Source organism: Estrella lausannensis (assembly GCF_900000175.1).
GTDB lineage: Bacteria > Chlamydiota > Chlamydiia > Chlamydiales > Criblamydiaceae > Estrella > Estrella lausannensis.
Map to the genome: position 1 here is coordinate 1 of NZ_CWGJ01000026.1, position 19,240 is coordinate 19,240.

At 48.6% G+C, this 19,240-nt stretch carries 16 protein-coding genes; 10 read left to right on the plus strand and 6 right to left on the minus strand.

Annotated features, from left to right (window positions below; translation table 11 throughout):
* Positions 1–376, minus strand: a 376-nt coding sequence (locus ELAC_RS09240) for a hypothetical protein (RefSeq protein ID WP_143406490.1), incomplete at its 3' end; no start/stop codon positions are given.
* Positions 377–673: 297 nt separating this feature from the next.
* On the opposite strand from ELAC_RS09240, the gene ELAC_RS09245 reads away from it, so the two are divergent.
* From ELAC_RS09245 to ELAC_RS09255, 3 genes are all read left to right on the plus strand, one after another.
* Complete coding sequence (locus ELAC_RS09245) at positions 674–1,966, plus strand: hypothetical protein (RefSeq protein ID WP_098039006.1); 1,293 nt, start codon at positions 674–676, stop codon at positions 1,964–1,966.
* 253 nt (positions 1,967–2,219) lie between these two features.
* Complete coding sequence (locus ELAC_RS09250; protein WP_098039007.1) at positions 2,220–2,831, plus strand: hypothetical protein; 612 nt, start codon at positions 2,220–2,222, stop codon at positions 2,829–2,831.
* Positions 2,832–2,977: 146 nt separating this feature from the next.
* Positions 2,978–4,033 carry an AAA family ATPase gene (locus tag ELAC_RS09255; RefSeq protein ID WP_098039008.1) on the plus strand — a complete coding sequence of 352 codons (1,056 nt, stop codon included), beginning with the start codon at positions 2,978–2,980 and terminating at the stop codon, positions 4,031–4,033.
* Between the two features lie 145 nt (positions 4,034–4,178).
* Here the strand turns inward: ELAC_RS09255 and ELAC_RS09260 are convergent, their stop codons facing one another.
* Both ELAC_RS09260 and pcnB read right to left on the minus strand, forming a co-directional pair.
* Positions 4,179–4,943: an alpha/beta hydrolase gene (locus tag ELAC_RS09260; protein WP_098039009.1), complete on the minus strand. Its 765-nt coding sequence runs from the start codon at positions 4,941–4,943 to the stop codon at positions 4,179–4,181.
* The gene (pcnB, locus tag ELAC_RS09265; RefSeq protein ID WP_098039010.1) at positions 4,903–6,183 is read right to left on the minus strand and encodes a polynucleotide adenylyltransferase PcnB; all 1,281 of its coding nucleotides are present in this window, start codon (positions 6,181–6,183) and stop codon (positions 4,903–4,905) included. Before pcnB ends, ELAC_RS09260 begins: the two co-directional genes overlap by 41 nt.
* Before the next feature lie 608 nt (positions 6,184–6,791).
* Between pcnB and glmM the strand changes: the two genes are divergently transcribed.
* The 4 genes from glmM (at position 6,792) to ELAC_RS09285 (ending at position 12,108) form a co-directional block, all read left to right on the plus strand.
* Complete coding sequence (glmM, locus tag ELAC_RS09270; protein WP_098039011.1) at positions 6,792–8,162, plus strand: phosphoglucosamine mutase; 1,371 nt, start codon at positions 6,792–6,794, stop codon at positions 8,160–8,162.
* Positions 8,163–8,173: 11 nt separating this feature from the next.
* Positions 8,174–10,003 carry a glutamine--fructose-6-phosphate transaminase (isomerizing) gene (gene glmS / locus ELAC_RS09275; RefSeq protein WP_098039012.1) on the plus strand — a complete coding sequence of 610 codons (1,830 nt, stop codon included), beginning with the start codon at positions 8,174–8,176 and terminating at the stop codon, positions 10,001–10,003.
* 170 nt (positions 10,004–10,173) lie between these two features.
* On the plus strand, positions 10,174–11,394 hold the full coding sequence (locus ELAC_RS09280; RefSeq protein ID WP_098039013.1) for an amino acid permease: 1,221 nt from the start codon (positions 10,174–10,176) through the stop codon (positions 11,392–11,394).
* Positions 11,395–11,607: 213 nt separating this feature from the next.
* The gene (locus ELAC_RS09285) at positions 11,608–12,108 is read left to right on the plus strand and encodes a CAP domain-containing protein (protein WP_098039014.1); all 501 of its coding nucleotides are present in this window, start codon (positions 11,608–11,610) and stop codon (positions 12,106–12,108) included.
* 862 nt (positions 12,109–12,970) lie between these two features.
* Here ELAC_RS09285 and ELAC_RS09295 read toward each other — a convergent pair.
* Both ELAC_RS09295 and ftsY read right to left on the minus strand, forming a co-directional pair.
* A complete protein-coding gene (locus ELAC_RS09295) occupies positions 12,971–13,246 on the minus strand; it encodes a hypothetical protein (protein WP_098039016.1) in 276 nt (91 codons plus the stop codon).
* 79 nt (positions 13,247–13,325) lie between these two features.
* On the minus strand, positions 13,326–14,258 hold the full coding sequence (ftsY, locus tag ELAC_RS09300) for a signal recognition particle-docking protein FtsY (RefSeq protein WP_098039017.1): 933 nt from the start codon (positions 14,256–14,258) through the stop codon (positions 13,326–13,328).
* A gap of 273 nt (positions 14,259–14,531) precedes the next feature.
* On the opposite strand from ftsY, the gene sucC reads away from it, so the two are divergent.
* From sucC to ELAC_RS09315, 3 genes are read left to right on the plus strand one after another with little or no spacing between them, the layout of a single operon-like run.
* Positions 14,532–15,701, plus strand: a complete 1,170-nt coding sequence (sucC, locus tag ELAC_RS09305; RefSeq protein WP_098039018.1) for an ADP-forming succinate--CoA ligase subunit beta — start codon at positions 14,532–14,534, stop codon at positions 15,699–15,701.
* Positions 15,702–15,703: 2 nt separating this feature from the next.
* Complete coding sequence (sucD, locus tag ELAC_RS09310) at positions 15,704–16,588, plus strand: succinate--CoA ligase subunit alpha (RefSeq protein WP_098039019.1); 885 nt, start codon at positions 15,704–15,706, stop codon at positions 16,586–16,588.
* A gap of 5 nt (positions 16,589–16,593) precedes the next feature.
* Positions 16,594–17,742: a M50 family metallopeptidase gene (locus ELAC_RS09315; protein WP_098039020.1), complete on the plus strand. Its 1,149-nt coding sequence runs from the start codon at positions 16,594–16,596 to the stop codon at positions 17,740–17,742.
* A 79-nt stretch (positions 17,743–17,821) separates the two neighbouring features.
* Here ELAC_RS09315 and ELAC_RS09320 read toward each other — a convergent pair whose 3' ends face one another.
* Positions 17,822–19,228, minus strand: coding sequence for a Do family serine endopeptidase (locus ELAC_RS09320; protein ID WP_098039021.1), 1,407 nt, complete (start codon positions 19,226–19,228; stop codon positions 17,822–17,824).
* Positions 19,229–19,240: the final 12 nt, after the last annotated feature.

A 19,240-nucleotide genomic window follows, 5' to 3' on the forward strand; every position in this document is an offset into this window, starting at 1 on the left:
CCTCATCAATAAACCCAATGATCTCTCCGAACATCTCATCAATTTTTTGGTGTCCCTCGTTGGTTTTCATCTTAGCGACCAACTCTTTTACTTCTTCTCTTTGAAATTTGTTTTTAGCCAGTTTCGTGAAGTTGCGATCGCAAAAGGAGATGGTGGCGCGTTGAGCTCTTTGCCAGTCGGATTGTCCAAAGACTGCTTTGAAAGCGTTCCATACACGGTGCAGAACGGTAGCAATAGAGCCTAAGAATCCGTCGCGCTTGGCGTAGCCGGCAATGCCTTTTAAGGCGCTGACTTCGCTCGCTGTTACAATATCGGCTTTAACCAGAGTATCGCCGATGAAATCAACAGGCTTTGCAATGATTGGATTTAATGACATAACTCACTCCTTAAGGTTTTTTCTGTTTATGTATTTAAATATAACTTATCTTTGTAAAGATATTATAAATTAATTTCGAGAAACTTATTGATTTCAATTGGAATTTGTGATGATGCCTTAAAAGGTATTGGTGATTTTTAGGCATTCGGAGACTCAATTTAGAGATGCTTCAAATATTAAGTAAATCTCGATTGTAAGTATTTTATTGCTGTTAAATAGCTTAATAATATAAATTATCCGGCTTTGAATGAAGAAATGTGTGTTAAATATTGAAATAAAATTAAATGGAGAAAATTAATGATTCCCTTAAACGGAGCGAACGCGGCAAATCAGTGTCAATACCCTGAAATCATCGTGATAGAGGACGAGTCTGAAGTTGTTTTTAAGCAGGAGCCGGTTTCAATCGAAGAGAACACAGAAGAGAAACAAAACTTGAGGGTCGGAGAAGTCGGTCGTCGCTGCTTAAAGCAAAAATTGATCAATGTGTCCGAGCTTGAGGACACTCTAACCGATAAAATGAAGCGGATGAAGGATATAAAAAGAGCCCATTCCAAGCCGCTAAAAGAATCCGGCGATCGCGGAAAAAATACCCTTTCTTTTGTCAGACAAACTCTCAAAGAGGCGAACAGATGCTGGGAAAATCAACAGTTTGTAAAAGCAGCAGAGCTCTATTCACAAGTTGCCTATCACAAGGAAGCGAGGCGCGATCTCGCCAAAGCCTCCCATATTCAGGTGTTCAGAGATCTTTATCTGAGTCATTTGGAGATTTGGAAAGGCTCGGAGTCGGTTCAGGAAAAAGCTGCAGCGATTGACCAGGCGCGCTATAGCCTCAATCAATATCTGAAGGAGGAGGTTAATGGTGTGTGTCGCCAGAGTCATTTTGCGACTTTTGCTCACGATGTGTTTGAGCTGGCGGTAAAACTAATGCAGGATCAATGCGAGGCTTCCTTTGAGCACTGGGACTCTTTGCTGGCGATTTATCTCGAACATCCGATCCTGGTTGGAGTAGAGGCTTTTAAGGGTTGTATTGATGATGTGCTTTACAACATGACAGCGTGCATTAGCAATTTGGCTGCCAGCCATCCGAATGTTAGCCAGGAGCTGGCCGAGAGAATGAGGGAGCTTCTTAACCATCAATCCATTCCTCAGGATCTAAAAGAGAATTATCAGCGCTGGCTGCTTATTGAGTGGAACGTTGCTATCGTGGAAAAGGCCGTACAGGTTGCCGATGGCGACAACATGGAAGGTATGCAGGTAATTCTGGCGACAGTTGTTGAAGAAAAGGAGGGTGCCGGGGAGCAGAACCGGGTGGTTTCATCTACGGAGGATTTTCTGGTTGACTGGATGCTTGAATCGGGCACTGCAGGCGATAGCCCCAACCCGGTCCAGCCCATGGTATTCAATCCTTTCATGAATGAAGGCGATGAACCGCAACCTTTGTTCGACGGTCCACAACCCCTATTTGAGGATGAGGAAGCTGAGGTAGTGCAAGCGATGCACATACTAGTTAACCTAAACCCGGTCAATCGTAGTCTCAAAAGGAGCCGGGAGAGCGATCATGATTTCGGCGACAAAAGACGAAAGTCGTAAGAAATTGCTTTAGACCCCAAAGGCCTTCTTCTTTTAAACGAGAAGGCCTGGAGTTTGAAATGAATGGATACCGCATCCGTTATGCCAAAAGTGCCAAAAACCAGATTTTGAGACACTTTCGGTATAGGGTCGCAATTTTCAAAAGTCTTGCCTTGCGCTATACGAAAGCACCTATCTGTTTTTAAATAATTAAGGCTTATTTGACTTTAATATCCTCTATTGATAGTTTATCCCGTCTAATAATGGATGGGTTATGTTGGAAATAAGTTCGTTGTTCAATCCCTCAAGGATTGCGCTTGATGATATCGATGAGGCAACTCCGCTCTCTTCCCTTGCGATAAAACCGTTACTCAATTGCATTCTGGAGGGAGACTCTTCCCTTAAAGAGCGCATACGAACTATCTCATCCGAGGAACTCTTAAATCTGATCAAAAGAGTATTCGCGGAAGGGCTGGAAGCTCAACTTCTTGATAATCCCTTGGAAACCTTGGAAAAGCTGATCGCTGCAATACCCAAGGAGGCGCTTGAGGCGCTTGATAGGGAGGATATGATTCCTCTTCTTGAAGAGGCAAAGAGTATGTTTGAAGAGGCAGAGTACTACGCCGGCCTCTGTCAAGAAAAGGGTTTTTCCCTAAAGCTGATTCTACGAAGAGTGTTAGAGGTGATAGTTACCATTATCGATAGCCTCATCAATGCTTTTGGGATCGGTGATTTTTTCAATCCAGCCGAGAGCGAGATGCATGCGAGCATCAAGTCGCAAAAAATTATGATGCTTCTCAGCATGTTTTCGATGCTGGCCACCGTCGTTCTTCCCTTGACCGGCGCTGCCGAGGGTGCGGCGGTCATCGGCAGTATTTTGCGGTAATCGGCAGTATTTTACTGGCCATTATCGCGCTGAGTATTGTATGGCCCTTTATCAAACCCTCACCCACATCTCTGCCGGGTAATGCCGAAAACTGGACTCGGGAGATTTCAAAGAGCAAATCGCTATTTCAGGGGCGAAAAGAGTCTTTGGATGCGATTGCGGAGATCCTCAAAATGAAGCGTCATGCCCTGCTGGTGGGACCATCAAGGGTGGGAAAGAGTTTGACCGCCAAGGCATTCGCGCAAGCGATCGAGAGAGGCGACTACCCCTTTCTTTCGGGAAAGACCGTTTTCCGCATCAACACCGCCGACCTGGTCGGCCATCAAGCCTCCTTCTTAGGAGGGGGAAACACTATCCTCAATAAAATCAGCGATGCGATGGGACGTTTTAGAGGCGACATCATACTGGTATTGGACGAAGTGCATATGGCCTGTAAAGAAGGGGAAAAACTAGCAGATCAACTTAAACCTTTTTTAGATGAGAATGGCGACTTTGTCCATGTGATTGGCATCACGACAGAGGATGAGTACCGCCATGTCAGGGAAAACAACGCCTTTGCCCTGCGCTTTGACTGTATCCCCATTACCAACACCTCGAAAGAAGAGACGGTACAGCTTTTGGCGGATATGGCCCTGACAAACGCCGCTCATCCTCTACTCCAAGAGGGCGTTTTGGATTTTATCGTCGATGCCGATCGGGATGCCGTTGTGCCGCAGCCGGCGACTGCCTTGAAACGTCTGAAAAAGTGTATCACCCAAGTCGAAAAGGGGCAGATGCCCGATCATGACGCGAAAATGGAAATCCTGTCGAGGAAGATCAGGGCTCTCAGATCCCGGTTGCTTGTAGCGGCAGGTTCTTTGGATGAGAGCCGTGCCAAGTTGGCAAAGCTGAAGAGGAAACTTAAAGCAAGAGAGGCTAAAGTGGCTCTGAAAAGGGGGGCCGTAGAGAGGCTCTATCGTGAAAAGGAAAAATTCATCGCTTTAAAAGATGATTTCTATCGAGCCGCACTTAAGATCGGGCCTCTTGCCGGGAACACCATAGGGTCGGCTGAAAGAGCAAACATCAATCGCCTGTCGTTGATGAGACGCTTTTTGCTGCCGGCATATTTCTCTTATCTGGAGAGGGAATCCAAGGAGCTGAAGGTACCGCTTGTGATCGACAAACAGCTGGCGTCAGAAGTTTTTGCAAGCGACAATCACTAGAAGGCCCTGATTTATACCGAAAGTGTCTCAAATTTGAGATTTAGGCTCTCTCGTTGCCAAGCCAAAATTTTGAGATACTTTCGGTATATACTGAATCGGTTAACAGGCTCTTAGAAGCTGTACTGAACTCATGCTGATTGGAGTTTTAGAACAGGCTCTTGAGCCAGCGGGCCCCCTCTTTGAATGAATCCGGGGATGTGCCGTGGCCTTTGTGTCCTATGGATGGAGTTACCGTCATCTCGACGGGAGGTGTGCGGATGCCTTTGCTAAAGCACTCTTCAACGAGGGCTTCCATAAATTCAAAAGAAGCTCTCGTTCCAACTCTTGTGTCCCTGTTGCCAATCAGAATCTTGATGGTTTTGCCCGCAAGCTTCGGGATGAAGTTCGTGAGTGACTGGGCCTGCATCAGCGCGCTAGGGAAGCGCTCTTGAAACTCTGCTAATTGTGGAAAACCGGTCAGGGGCGCAAAGGCGAGCGTCGCTCCGATCTCGCTAAGTTCTGCGGCGACTCGAAGAGCGATATAACCTCCCCTGGAAAGTCCCATCAAAGCGGTTTTATTTAAATTCAAGACTCCTTCTCTTTCGAGATACTCTAAGTCGCGTATAACCGCTTGTACATAATTGTCGAGGAAATGAGGGTTTTGAAGCAGGCTTTCTGCCCATTTATGCATTGCGTCCTGCGGGTTATCCCCTCGTAAGTGATGGGGCAATGTAAAAGAGAGGCAGCGCACTTTGTTCTCGGCAAGTTCGAGCACCGGCTGGTTGAACGGATCGAGAGTTAAACTGCTTTCTGCGGACAGAGCGAAATAGACAACGACAGGAACACTTTTGTCTGCTGCATCAGATGACAGCTCCAAGATCTCAAGGTTGCTAAGAGATGGCCTCTTTTTCAGGAACGGTAGACTCTTCATCGGTTGCCTGCCTTCTTTTGGGGGGAGGGTGGTGGGCGCCTCTTGCGGGTCTTGTTTTCTGCTGATGGAACTTCTTCCACGACTCATAGGTTTCAGTGAGGGTGGGATTGAATACAGCCCTTAGTTTAAAGAAGGTGAGCGCCAGCGGGAACTCTTTGTGGGAGGTGAATTTGGGTTTCGCATGCCTTTTTCCCGTTAACGGGGTGAACCGGTACTGCGTCGAGAGGATATAGGAGGCAAGGTGTGTCAGCCTTCTGGGGAAGTGGGAAAACGAGTGGGTAATCAGGTTTTTGATCACGTCTGTTGAAGCGAAGATAATCTGGCCGAGATGGGGCTTGGTGCCTTTGGCGATATACTCGTTTTCAATTTCCTGTTCGAGCGCCGGGTACAGCAGGCAGCTGACCAAAATGGAGCGGTCAAGAGGGGCTTTTGGATGTTTCCGATGCACCTGATCGATGATTCTCAGGTAATGATAAACCTCGTCTCCCTTTTTTGTTTTGAGGAAACGGTAAAGGTCGGGAAAGATCAGCTCCAGAATGCCAAAGGCGGAGAGAAGCTTGAAGAACTCGAAGGAGAAACCTGACTCCATCATTTTCAGCACTTCTTCGAGCAACCTGGAAGGGGAGCTTTTGACAATCTCTGTCTTACACGCCTGCAGGGCATCTGCGCAATCCTTGGACATCTTAAAACCGAGCCGCGCGATAAATTTCAGGATGCGAATCATGCGGACAGGATCTTGGCGGAAGCGGTTTAAGGGGTCGCCAATGGAGCGTAATATGCCTTTGCGTGTGTCTTCCCATCCTCCCACATAATCGATCACGATGTGGCTGGAAGGATCGTAGAACAGGCCGTTGATCGTAAAATCGCGGCGCATGACGTCTTCTTCTTCGGTTCCCCAGCGGTTGTCGTGGGTGATGAGATCCTGGCTGTCGGTATCTCCTGATCTGAAAGTGGCTACTTCAATTACCTTATGCCCAAAGCGGATGTGCGCCAGGCGGAAACGTCTGCCGATCAGAAGGCAGCGTCTTTGAAACAGCGCTTTGATCTCCTCGGGCTTGGCGGAAGTGGAGATGTCGAAGTCTTTTGGGGTTTTTTTTGTGAGCAGATCGCGTACGCTGCCCCCGACCAAGTAGGCCTTATGTCCGGCGTTTCTCAACGTCTCGATCACATAAAGAGCGTCTTCGTCGATGAGCCGGGAGTCGATGTCATGGTCTGAAGCAAGGTATGTCTTTGGCAGCACGGAACTAATGTAAATTATTGATGTTCAAAGTTGATATTTTTATTCACTATCAGAATAGAGTCTCTTGCTTTTGGTGTCAAGGAAAGGGGTTTTGCTTTTATACCGAAAGCCTATCAAAATTTGGCATGGGGGCTTTGAGAAATCCTCGGGATTGAAAGATCTTAAGTCACCTCATATTGCTAATATTGGGTGACTTGTGATCTTTCTATTGCGAGGATTTCTCTTTGCCAAAAACCAAATTTTGAGACACTTTCGGTATAGCGGCTTCTCAAGTTTTGCCCCATCGCCTGACGGTTTTATCCTTTTGAGCCGATGCCGACATGAGCTCTAAATAGGTTTTTTTTGTTGAAAACCCCAGATTGTCTGTGGCTTATGATTTGGTGGAGGGCTTTGAAGATTTCAAGAACAGTCTCTCAATTCAATAAATTGAATCGGGAGTATGTTTTTATCACTTTTTCTTGATCTTGGACGAGGGTTCATTTACCTTATAGGTGTCTCTGATCCAATTTCAGTCGGTTTTTTGGATTTTTTTACCTTTTTTACTTCGGAACAATTCGGAGATTGTCTCATAAATCGGCAGTAGTGATCGTTCAGCGAGAAGGGGAATCATGCTTTTGGAAGCGGGAAAGAAAATATTTGGAACGGATGGCGTTCGCGGAAGGGCAAACCATTTCCCTATGACAGTCGAAATAGCGCTCGCTCTGGGAAGGGCGGCAGGCTATGTTTTCAGAAAAAAGGCTAAAAAAAGCCGCGTCGTCATCGGAAAAGATACCCGCCTCTCTTGCTACATGTTTGAAAACGCCCTGATTTCAGGTCTCTGCTCGATGGGAGTGGATACCTTGATGGTAGGCCCCTTGCCAACTCCGGGGGTGGCCTTTATTACCCGAGCCTATCGTGCCGACGCCGGCGTTGTTATCTCAGCCTCGCACAACTCTTTCCAAGATAACGGAATCAAATTTTTCAATGGGGACGGTTTTAAGCTTCCCGACGAGATGGAGGAGGAAATCGAAAAGTTGATCAGGGATGATAAATTTGACGACTTCATCCCTCTGGAAAACGAGATTGGTAAAAACTTTAAGGTTAATGACGCCGACGGCCGTTACATAGAATTTGCTAAAGGAACATTCCCAAGAAAGCAGAACTTAAATGGGTTGAAAGTGGCTCTCGACTGTGCCAATGGTGCGGCACACAGAGTAGCCCCCCTGATTTTCAAAGAACTGGATGCAGAGCTCTACAGCTATAGCATCAACCCTAACGGACTTAATATCAACGAATCGTGCGGTTCCCTGCATCCTGCGCTAATCCAGGAGGCCGTCAAGAGGCACCAGGCTCACATCGGCATTGCCCTTGATGGCGATGCCGACAGAGTCATTTTGGTTGACGAGAAGGGGGCAGTAGTTGACGGTGACACTATTTTGGCGATCTGCGCCAGGGATTTGAAAGAGAGCGGTAACTTGCATGGCAACACTGTTGTGTCGACAGTTATGGCCAATCTTGGAATGATCAAAGCTCTTGAGTCGATAGGCGTAAGGGTAGCCCAGGCGCAGGTAGGCGATCGTCACGTCATCCAGGAGATGGTCAGGCTCGGGTCGAATTTGGGCGGAGAGCAGAGCGGACATATGATTTTTGCCGACTACAACACGACAGGCGATGGCCTGGTATCGGCCCTGCAGGTTCTAAGAATTATGATCGAGAAGGGCAAGCCGCTCAGCGAGCTGGCTTCTTTCGTTGAGAGGTATCCGCAAGTGTGCGTCAACGTCAAAGTGAAGGCAAAACCCGACCTGAAAACGCTTTCGCATGTCCAGGACATGATCGAGCAGGGGAAGCAGAAGTTGAAAGACCGGGGAAGAGTGTTGGTGAGGTATTCTGGAACGGAGAAAATCTGCCGTGTCATGGTAGAGGGGCAAGAGGAGACGACTGTCAGAGAAATTGCGGACATGATCGCAGATTCAGTGGCAAAATCGATTGGAGATAAGTGACGGGAGGAGTCATGTGCGGGATTTTTGGATATATCGGGAAGAAAGACCCTGTCAAAACGGCGATTGACGGGCTGAAGCGCCTGGAGTACAGGGGTTACGACTCTGCCGGTATCGCCGGAGTAAAAGATGGGAAGATCCTTTTTTGCAAGGAGGTTGGCAAGGTCGCTCAGCTGGAGAAAGAGGTTGAAAAACAGCAATTTTCTTTAGATATCGCCATTGCTCACACCCGCTGGGCGACCCATGGAGAGCCAACGGTTCCCAATGCACATCCACACGTCGATATGATGGGTTCCTTGGCCGTTGTTCACAATGGTATCATAGAAAATTATTCCGAGATCAAAGAGGCTCTTTCCGCTGAAGGGGTGCGATTCAGTTCAGAGACTGACACCGAAGTTGTTGCTCACCTCATCGCGAAAAACTACAAAGGGGATATTATCGCAGCCGTGCAAGAGTCGGTCAAGAGGCTTAAGGGAGCCTACGCCCTCGCCATTGTCCACCGCGATTTTCCCGACAGAATCATTGCTGTTGCCCATGAGTCGCCCATGGTGATTGGAGTGGGTGGCCAGGAAGCTTTTGTCTCCTCGGACCCGAATGCATTTGCCGCCTTCACCAAGAAAGTAGTCTTTCTCTCCAAGTCGGAGATCGCTGTTGTGGAAAGGGAAAAGCTCGCCGTCTATAACGTTGAACTGCAAAAAATTTCCAAGGAAGAGACCGAACTTGAGATCTCGGCGACAGATATTTCCAAAGGCCATTTTGAACACTACACCTTGAAGGAAATTTTTGAGCAGCCTGTCACAGTTGCCAACGCCATGAGCGGCCGGTTCAGCACCGACCTGGGCACAGCCCTTTTGAACGGCATTGAAGATCATCTCCCGAACCTCGGATCGACGTCACGCATTCTCATTTTAGCGTGCGGCACATCGTGGCACGCAGGCTATGTAGCAAGCTACTTTTTCGAGGAGATGGCCCAGATCCCGGTCGAAGTGGAAATCTCGTCGGAGTTCCGCTATAAGAATCCGATCGTTGCGCCCAACACGTTAGTTGTTGCTATCAGTCAATCAGGAGAGACAGCCGACACCATCGCCGCTGTCAGGGAACTTAAAGCCAAGGGAGCGCGCCTGCTTTCAATCTGCAACGTTCAGGGTTCGACGCTCGCAAGAGAGTCGGATCACACCCTGTTTTTAAATGCCGGGCCTGAAGTGGGAGTCTGCTCGACGAAGGCTTTCACCAGCCAGATTGTTGTCTTGTTCCTCCTCTCTCTCTTCCTGGCCAGAAGAAGGCATATGAGCCGCGACGAGGGGAAAAGAGTGCTTGCAGCCCTCACGTCCTTGCCTGACGCTATCAAATCGATTTTGAATAAGAGCGGGGAGATCGAGAGGCTCGCCAAGAAATACGCCAAGTTCGAGAACTTCTTCTTTCTGGGGCGGCAGTACATGTATCCGACCGCTCTTGAAGGGGCGCTGAAACTAAAGGAAATCTCCTATATCAATGCCAATGGCTATCCCGCCGGAGAGATGAAGCATGGTCCCATAGCCCTTATCAGTCCGGATTGCCCGACCGTTGCGCTTCTCGGCAATAAAAAGACCTTTGACAAGATGCTCAGCAACCTGATGGAGGTTCGGGCACGAAAAGGCGAAGTGATTGCCATTACCGAGGAGGGATTCGTCAAGGAGATATCAAAAATTACGCAGGATTTCATCGAGGTTCCTCAAACGATCGATGAGCTCTCGCCCGTTTTGTCCACGGTTGTCACGCAGCTTTTCGCCTACTTTGTGGCTAAAGAGCGCGGCTGTGATATTGATAAGCCCAGAAATCTCGCCAAATCAGTTACGGTCGAATAATTTTTTTTTGTGACGGGGCATGGTCGCATATACCGAAGGTGCCCCAATGTCAAATTTTGAAATACTGTAGGCATATTTTTATCTGAATATGCCCAATCGCCATAAATGCTGGAATCTTTAATTTCCAGCCTCTATCCTTTTCGTGCGGATAACCCATTACTTGTATTGACATGTATCAAAAAGAACATTTTGGACGACTGATTAAAGGAGCTCTCCTCATTGCCGGCACATCGATCGGAGGAGGGATGCTCGCCCTTCCGGTAGAGATGGCGCTCGGAGGCTTTGTCCCTTCCATTTTCATCTACTTTCTTACCTGGTGGCTGATGGCCTCAACAGGGCTGCTGCTGCTGGAAGTGTCTATCTGGTTTAAAGGCGAAGCTAACTTAGTGACGATGGCGGAAAAGACCCTAGGAACGTTTGGCAAGGTCGCTGCCTGGGCGCTCTATCTGTTTCTTTTTTACATGTTGACACTGGCTTATGTAACCGGATGCGGTGGGCTTTTGCGCTCGGCATTTCCGGAACTTGTGTCTGAGGCAATGGCGCCGTTTGCGTTTGTGTTCTTTTTCGGTCCGTTTGTCTTTGCAGGAGCGCGTCTTGTCAGCCGTCTGAACCTTTTCATGATGGCCGGTCTGTTCTTTTTCTACTTTCTGTTTGTCTGGCTGGGGGCATCGCAGATTCAGCCCGCACTGCTCACCCGCATGGACTGGCGTCTTTCGCTGATAGGTCTGCCTGTCGCTTTTACAGCTTTTGCCTATCAAGGGATTGTCCCCACGATCGCCCACTACTTCAAATACGAACCACGCCCTGCGCGGTTCGCAATTTTGATCGGCAGCGGGCTGCCATTTTTTGCTTATGTAGTATGGCAGGCGCTGATTATGGGAATTATCCCGGTGGACGGTGCCGGCGGACTGCATGAGGCGATGCTTAAAGGGCAGAACGCTGTAGTTCCCCTCAAGAATTTCTTGCATGATGGCAGAATCTATGTCGTCGGCCAGTTTTTCTCTTTTTTCGCCCTGATCACCTCATTTTTTGGCGTGGCTATCGGTCTTCAGGATTTTCTGGCGGACGGTCTGAAAGTGAAAAAGACAGCCAAAGGCCGATTTTTCCTTTGCCTCGCAATCTTCATCCCGCCTCTTTTAGTAACCCTGTACGATCCTAATATGTTCCTGATCGCCTTGAGTTTAGCGGGAGGAGTTGGCTGCGCCTTGCTTCTCGGCCTGCTACCGGTCCTGATGGTTTTTTCGGGGCGTTATCGTCTGGGTATCAAGGGGCCTTACCAGTTTTTTGGGGGCAAGCCCCTATTGATTGCTCTTGCCGTCTTTGTGGTTGTCGAGCTCCTCCTTCAGATAGTGGCTCAGCTGGGGCTGACCAATTGGATGTCTCCGGCTTGATCGGCCAGCTTGGGCGAGTGAGTATCCTCTTGGGAGATTTTTGCAGTCCAAGCTAACCCTTTGAGTGGGGCCGCGCCTCTCCTTATGGTGTTTTCCTGTGTACACTCAATTATTGATTTTGAATGTAAACTAAATTTAAAACCTTTAACTGTGATTAATATTTATAAATAAATAGACGGGTACAATAAATGAAAAAGACACAAAAGGAGTTGTATGTCTGTTCATTTGACCGTGGTAAAACCCTCTGCCCACCTTCCTAGTACGAATCAACACTCATCGTCTGTAAAGCCCAAAAAATCAGCGCACGCCCTCCATCGAAACATCAGCACGCACGCTCTTGAAAAAGCTGCTGCCCAAGAGATCAATGCATACCGTCAAAGCAAAGGCTTGAAGCCCCTAATCTTTTCTCATGTCCTTTATACACAGGCTTCTATTCATTCCAAAAACATGGCGTCAGGAACGGTTGCTTTCAGCCATGACGGTTTTAAGCAGCGCTTTAAAGCGGTTAAATCGCAGGAAAAGGTCAAAAGTTTTGCGGAGAATGTCGCGTTCAATCAAAACGCCAAGTCACCCAGTCGCACCGCCGTTCAAGGGTGGATCAAAAGTGCCGGACACCATCAGAACATTGTCGGAGACTACAATCGTACGGCGATTGCTGTTGCTGCAGGCCCGCACGGACAGTACTACTTCACCCAGCTCTTTGCCAAAGTCTAGGGCCTTCGCCAAACTTCACTAGTTTTTTTGTAAGGGGGGAGAAGTCGGATGAGAATTGAAACGAATATCGAGATGCTTTCAGATCCTCAATTTTTAAGTTTTTCGTCATAATGGGGTATAAAAAAAAGGCCTATCTTGCGGATAGGCCTCTTGTTTCTACTGCAGACTACTTATATTATAACCTATTACCAGCCGAAACGAAAATAGACGCCTGAGCGTCTTTCGGGGTAGTAGTAATAATAAGGGTCTGAGTAGTAGTAATAGTAATCGTTAGGGTAGTAATAAGTCCTACGATAATAATAGGTTGGGGTGCTGTGGAAATAGTATCTAGAACCCCAATTGTCATAATGACGGTAATTGCGGCCGCTATGATGTCCATGCCGTCCGCCATGATGTCCTCTGTCAGCAATTAACTCCTGGCTGGTGCTCGCTGGTTCTGTCGAGTTTAGGGAAGGAACGAAAGAAATTACAGACAGTAAAGCGATGCCGAGGGTAAACCACTTCCATGGATACATAAATCCTCCCTTTCTTTACTAAGAAAGAAAAAGGGCAAGAGAATGAGGTGTCTTAAGTCCATTAGGACCCAGTTATCTGTCTTGCTTCGCGAGAGAGAAAGGAAACCTTAAGTCCACCTTCCTTTCACGCGAAGCAAAACTAAACTAAAGAAGACCAGTAATCTTCTCCCATTTAACAAGGCGGGCTTTGATTACCTTCTACATTCTCTTACCCAAAAGTACTTTCGTACTTCTTATGGTGGGAAGGCTAATAAGAGCTCTCCCACACATCTTCATTATATAATTACTGAACCGGTATGTCAATTAAAATTTGAATTAATTTTTTGTTAAGATCGATTCTCCCTCTGTTAGGAGAGCTTTTTAACGTGCTGCGTGTGCTTGGCGGAAGTCAGAGTGTGCTTGGCCAAATGATGGGGAGTATGCTTCTTGATATGTTTTGAGCCATGTTTGCTGAAGGTATGCTTTTTCGGGGCCGGGTGCTCGGCCGCTGGGGCCTGCTTGCCTTTTTGATCAATTGAGAGAGAGCTTTGGTGCATGGCATGGGGCTTGGCTGCAAGAGACGCTGGAGATATCAGCGGCAGTGCCAGCAAAAATGCCACAATAGTTATGCGGTAAATAATCATAAAAACCTCTGTTTGTATCAGGTTTTACAGGTTCGACTACCTACATTATAAACTATTTTTTTAAAAATAAACGACTCTCTTATTGTCCAAGGAGCGCCTCAGCGAAAGATTCAGGATCGAAGGGTTTGAGATCGTCCATGCCCTCGCCAACACCGATAAATTTGACCGGTACGCCGATTTCCTGACGGGCAGCGAGAACGATGCCGCCCTTCGCGGAGCCGTCCAGTTTAGTCAGGACGATCCCGGTGAGGGGGGTGAATTGATGGAAGACACGTGCTTGATCGATCCCGTTCTGGCCTAGATTTGCATCGATGACAAGCAGTGTTTCATGGGGCGCTTCGGCTGCATTTTTCCCCAGGATGCGCTTAATTTTTTCAAGCTCTTGCATCAGGTGAGTTTTATTCTGCAGGCGGCCGGCGGTGTCGATGATCAGATATTGACACCCCCTGGATTTGGCGGCCTGGTAGGCATCGAAGGCGACTGCTGCCGGATCGCTGCCCGGCTTCCCTTTGACGATGCTCACACCCGTCCTCTCTGCCCAGATGTCAAGCTGTTCTTGTGCCGCTGCCCTGAAGGTGTCGCACGCCCCCAGCATGACCGTCTTGCCCTGGGATTTTAAGTAGTGGCTTAGCTTTGCAATGGTCGTTGTTTTACCGCTGCCGTTGATTCCGACAACCAAAATTACCGTAGGGAGTGTGGGATCGGCAGACTCTTTGAATGAGGAGGAAGAGGCGCCGAGCAGCGCGGTGACAGCCTTCTTGATCAAGTTGAGGTAATCGTCCGGCGTTGCCTGGGGATTGCGGATGTGCTCCTTGCGCACCAATTCGGTCAAAGAGCCGGCTAGGGAGGGACCTATATCGGCTTCGTAGAGCACCTTTTCGATCTCGTCTAGTGTCTCTTCGCTGATCGGCTTGCCAAAGAGCTCTCTAAGTTTCAGACCAAGAAATGCTTGGCCCCGGGATAGGACTTCTTTGACCTTTTCATAACCGGCTTTCAGAAAATTTAGTACCATGCTTTCCCCAGTTTAGGCTATTTTGCAAAAAAGGCAGGATCGCATTGATTCCAGAGTAAAAATGCGGGTCCCTATACTAGTAGCCAACGAGACGGAATCGGATGGGTTGGATACTAGATGAACCTCCTAGCATATCAACTTTTTAAAAAAAGCCCAAGCATGAAGGAGGGGGCCCCGGGAGTTTGAGACACTTTCGTCATAAACCGGTTTTGCCGCTAAAAAGAGCTGTTTTATCATTCAGCCTTCTTCAACTTCAGTAAAAGGAAATTGCCGATGAATTTACATGAGTTTCAGGCTAAAGAGGTGCTTAAACGTTTTGGAATTCACTCTCCCGCTTGCCATATTGTCAAATCGGAGGCGGAGGCGGAGGCATTTTTAAAAAAATCGGGCTGGCAAAAAGCTGTCGTTAAAGCCCAGGTACATGCTGGAGGGCGCGGTAAGGCAGGAGGGGTTCTGCTCGCTAAAACACCCGAAGAGATCCTACAGTTCGTTAAAAACATGCTTTCAAAAAAGCTTGTCACTAAGCAAACCGGTTCCCAAGGTGTTCCGGTGGAGCTGGTGATGCTCTCGGAACTGATCGATATTGAAGAGGAATATTACGCGAGCGTGATCATTGACAGAAAACGAGCGGGGCTCAGCTTGATCATCTCCCGGGAAGGTGGGGTGGAGATTGAAGAGGTTGCAGAGAAAGATCCGGGGAAAGTGATGAACATTCCGATATCTGCCTCGGGAAAAATCCGCGAGTACCAAAAAATCGAGATTTCCAAGTTCATGGGCTGGCCACTCTCTAATTCCGCCGTTGTATTGCTTCAGCAGTTGATCGACGCATTCATAAAAGAAGATGCGGCGATGATCGAGATCAATCCCCTTGTCAAGACAAAGCAAGGAGAGTTTCTGGCGCTTGATGCGAAAATGGCGCTCGATGACAATGCCCTCTACAGGCAAAAAGATGCCAGCCTCTACTATGATCCAAGCCAAATTCCCGAACAGGAAGCAGAAGCGAAAAAACATGATCTGTCCTACATCGCCCTGGAAGGGGAAATCGGCTGCATGGTCAATGGAGCAGGGCTTGCGATGGCGACCATGGACATCATTCAGCATTTTGGCGGCAAGCCTGCCAATTTTTTGGACGTCGGTGGCGGCGCCTCAAAAGAGAAGGTCGCAGAAGGATTTAAAATCATCCTTCACGACCCGAGCGTGAAGGCGATATTCGTCAATATTTTCGGCGGCATCATGAACTGCGAGACGCTTTCTCTAGGCGTTGTCGAGGCGGCCAAGGAGATCAAGTTGAAAGTGCCTCTGGTGGTCAGGATGGAGGGAACCAATGTGGAAAAGGGGAAAGCGGTTTTGAGAAGCTCCGGGCTCAATATTTTGGTTTTGGAAGATATGGAAAGCGCCGCCAAAAAGGTGACTGAACTGGCACATGCAGGTAAAGGGAGATAGCGATGGCAATTTTAGTGAACAAGAACACCCGGGTTATCACCCAAGGGATTACAGGCAAAGCAGGCAAATTTCACACGGAACAATGTCTGGAATATGGCAGCCGGTTTATTGGCGGCGTCACGCCCGGCAAAGGCGGACAGCGTGTTTTCGATCTGCCTGTCTATGATACGGTGTCCGAGGCGATGAAGGCAGACCCTTTCGACGCGACCATGATTTTCGTTCCGGCCCCTTTTGCAGCGGATGCTATTTTGGAGGCCGAAGCGGCCGAAGTTCCTCTCATAATCTGCATCACGGAGGGGATTCCCGTAATCGACATGCTGGAAGTAAGCCAGGTGATGCGCCAAAGCAAAAAGAGCAGGCTGATCGGTCCTAACTGCCCCGGTGTGATTACCCCCGGCGAGTGCAAGATAGGGATTATGCCGGGATATATTCATCAGAAGGGAAAAGTGGGCATTGTCTCCCGCTCAGGCACCCTGACCTATGAGGCTGTATTCCAGACAAGCAACCTGAAGCTGGGGCAATCAACGTGCGTTGGCATCGGCGGAGACCCTTTGAACGGTACCAATTTTATCGATGTGCTCAAGTTGTTTAACGACGACCCGGAGACAGAGGCAATTTTGATGATCGGAGAAATTGGCGGAGAGGCGGAGGAGGAAGCTGCCGACTGGATCCGTGAATTCGGAAGAAAACCGGTGGCGGCCTTCATTGCCGGAAAAACCGCGCCGGAAGGGCGGAGAATGGGACATGCAGGTGCGATTATTTCTCAGGGAAAAGGGACAGCCCGTGGTAAGATAGACGCGCTGAAAAAAGCGGGCGCCACGATTGCTAAGACACCGCATGAAATGGGCCATGCCGTTTTGTCGTTGTTTGAACAGGTGAGGAAATAGTCCCCATGATTCCTATCCGCATCAGTCCTTATTTCTTCATTATAGCTGCCGTCATCGGCTGGCTGAGTACGCAAGATTTCGCTTTGACACTCATCTGGATCGGGGTGATTTTTTTCTCGGTCCTGTTTCATGAGTTTGGGCATGCGGCAGCGGGCTTAAGCTTTGGGCAGAAGGTTGAGATTCAGCTGACAGGCTTTGGAGGAGTGACTTACAGGAGCGGAAAAGCACTTTCGCGTATGAAAGAGTTTCTGATAGTTCTGGCAGGTCCTTTCTTTGGCACAGTGCTAGCCTTCTCGGCATATATGCTTCTCGGCCTGGTCGATGAAAAGGAGCAGCCGTCCCTCTACTATCTCCTGAGCATTACAGCTGTTGCCAACTTGTTTTGGACGATGATCAACCTTCTGCCGACACAGCCGCTCGACGGCGGGAAGCTCTTGGCAATTCCTTTGGAAGCTTTTTTTGGCCTAAAAGGTTTAAGGATCAGCTTCTTTTTCAGCCTGATTTTTTCCGTAGCCGCCGGCCTTTTCTTCTTTTCGATCAACGCCTTTCTGGCGGGAGTCATTTTCTTTATTTTGGCTTTTGAGAATTTTATCTCGTACAGAAATACCAGCTCGATGAGCGACTCCGATCAGAATCAGGAGCTTTGGGAGGAGTTAAAGGCAGCGCAAGACCTTGTGAACCGAGGGGAAGTCGATCAGGCCCATGTGCGGTTTGAAGATGTGGCCAAGAGGGCGGGCGCCGGCGTCATCTTCGTGGCGGCAACAGAGGCGATAGCCTCGATCTTACGCTATAAGGGCAAGCTCGACGAATCCTATTCTATGTTTCAGAAAGTGAAGGAACATCTCTCGCTTGAGCATCTCAAAATCCTTCAGGAGGTGGCTTTTAAGACAGGGCATTACGAGGAAGCTTTGGACGCGGGCAGTAGGATCTATCGCGATACTCCCGATCCGAACGTCGCTCTTTTCAATGCCAGAAGCCATGCTAAGCTGGGAGATATTTTGCCCGCCTGTGGCTGGCTTAAGTCTGCCCTCTTGGAAGGGGAGCCCGGAATGGAAAAGGCGATAAGCGAGTCGGTATTTGATTCGATCCGCAGAAGCCCAGAATTTCAGGAGATTACCCGGTTGATTGAGAAAGCGTCCAAAGACGAAAGATAGCCTTGGAAAAGTTCCACAATGAACTCAAAGCTTGAGTTTTTGGCTTTGAGTTCATTGTGGAGTGCATTGAGCGGCGCTGTTACCTCTCGCGGATGGAGACAAAACGCATCGATTCCCCTTGCCTGATGAGAAAGAGAAGCGGTTTGCCCGATTCGGTTTCCGCAACGATCCGATCGAACTCCTCAGGAGTTTCTACCTTCTTCTGGTTCACGGAAAGAATCAGTGCACCCTCTCTTATTCCTGCTATGTAAGCCAAAGATTCCGAATCCACTTTTTTGACCATCACACCAGCGCTCTCGATTTTAAGTTTTTCCTTGATTTCGTCGTTCAAAGCTGCCACTTCGATTCCGATCTTTGATACGTGGACAGCGGGCTTTTGACCCACTTTTGCCAAAGTTCCCAAAGTCACCGGAACATCCATTTTTTTGCCCTCTCGCATGATCTCAAGGGTGACTTTGTCGCCCGGTTTCATCATCGCCACCGCGTTTCTTAGCTGGCCGATTCCAGCGATCTTTTTTTTGTTGATACCGAGAATAATGTCTCCTTGCCTAATTCCTGCGGAGAAGGCCGCCCCGTTTCTTTGTACCTCTGCGATGAGGGCTCCATCTGCCTTTTCAAGTCCGAAAGCGTTGGCAAGGTCCTTGTCAAGTGGTTGCAGGGCGACTCCAAGAAATCCACGTGACACCTCTCCGCTCTTTTCTATCTCGCTGACGACATAGTGGGCAATGTTGCTCGGAATGGCAAATCCTATTCCCATATACCCTCCGGATGCCAAATTACTGACAATCGCTGTATTGATCCCTACGACTTCTCCTGACATGTTCAGGAGCGGGCCGCCGGAGTTGCCCCTGTTGATTGCAGCATCGGTCTGGATGAAGTCTTCGATACGCGCCAAATCCAGGTTACTACGTCCTTTTGCGCTCACAACACCGACAGTGAGGGAGGCTTGAAGTCCAAGAGGGTTGCCGATAGCGATGACCCATTGGCCTACGCGAAGCTCGTCGCTGTTACCCATTTCGAGGTAGGGAAGGTTCTCGGCGTCGATTTTGATGATGGCAAGATCTGTATTGGGGTCTTGTCCGACAAGCTTTGCATTGAGCTCCCTTCCGTCATTTAAGGTGACTGTAATCGCTTTTGCGCCTGTGACTACATGGTTATTGGTTAGGATCAGCCCCTCTTTGGAAATGAGAAACCCCGAAGCTTGCGCTGTGCTCTCTTGGGGTTCTTTGGGCAGAAGCCTCCTCCCTCCAAACAATTTGCTGAAGAGCTCATCTTGATATAAGTCTGAAAACGGGTCTGTATCCTCTGCTAGAGCTCTTCCCTTTGATCCGCCGGTAGACTTAACCTGTATGGAAACCACGGCTGGAATTGCTTTTTCCGCGACAAAGGTGAAGTCCCGATAGGACTCTGAACGCTCTGCTGCCGGTGTCCCGTGCACTAAGGTAAGCGAGGTTATAAACATCAATAGCATTGAACGTAGTGTCATCGTTTGTTTTCC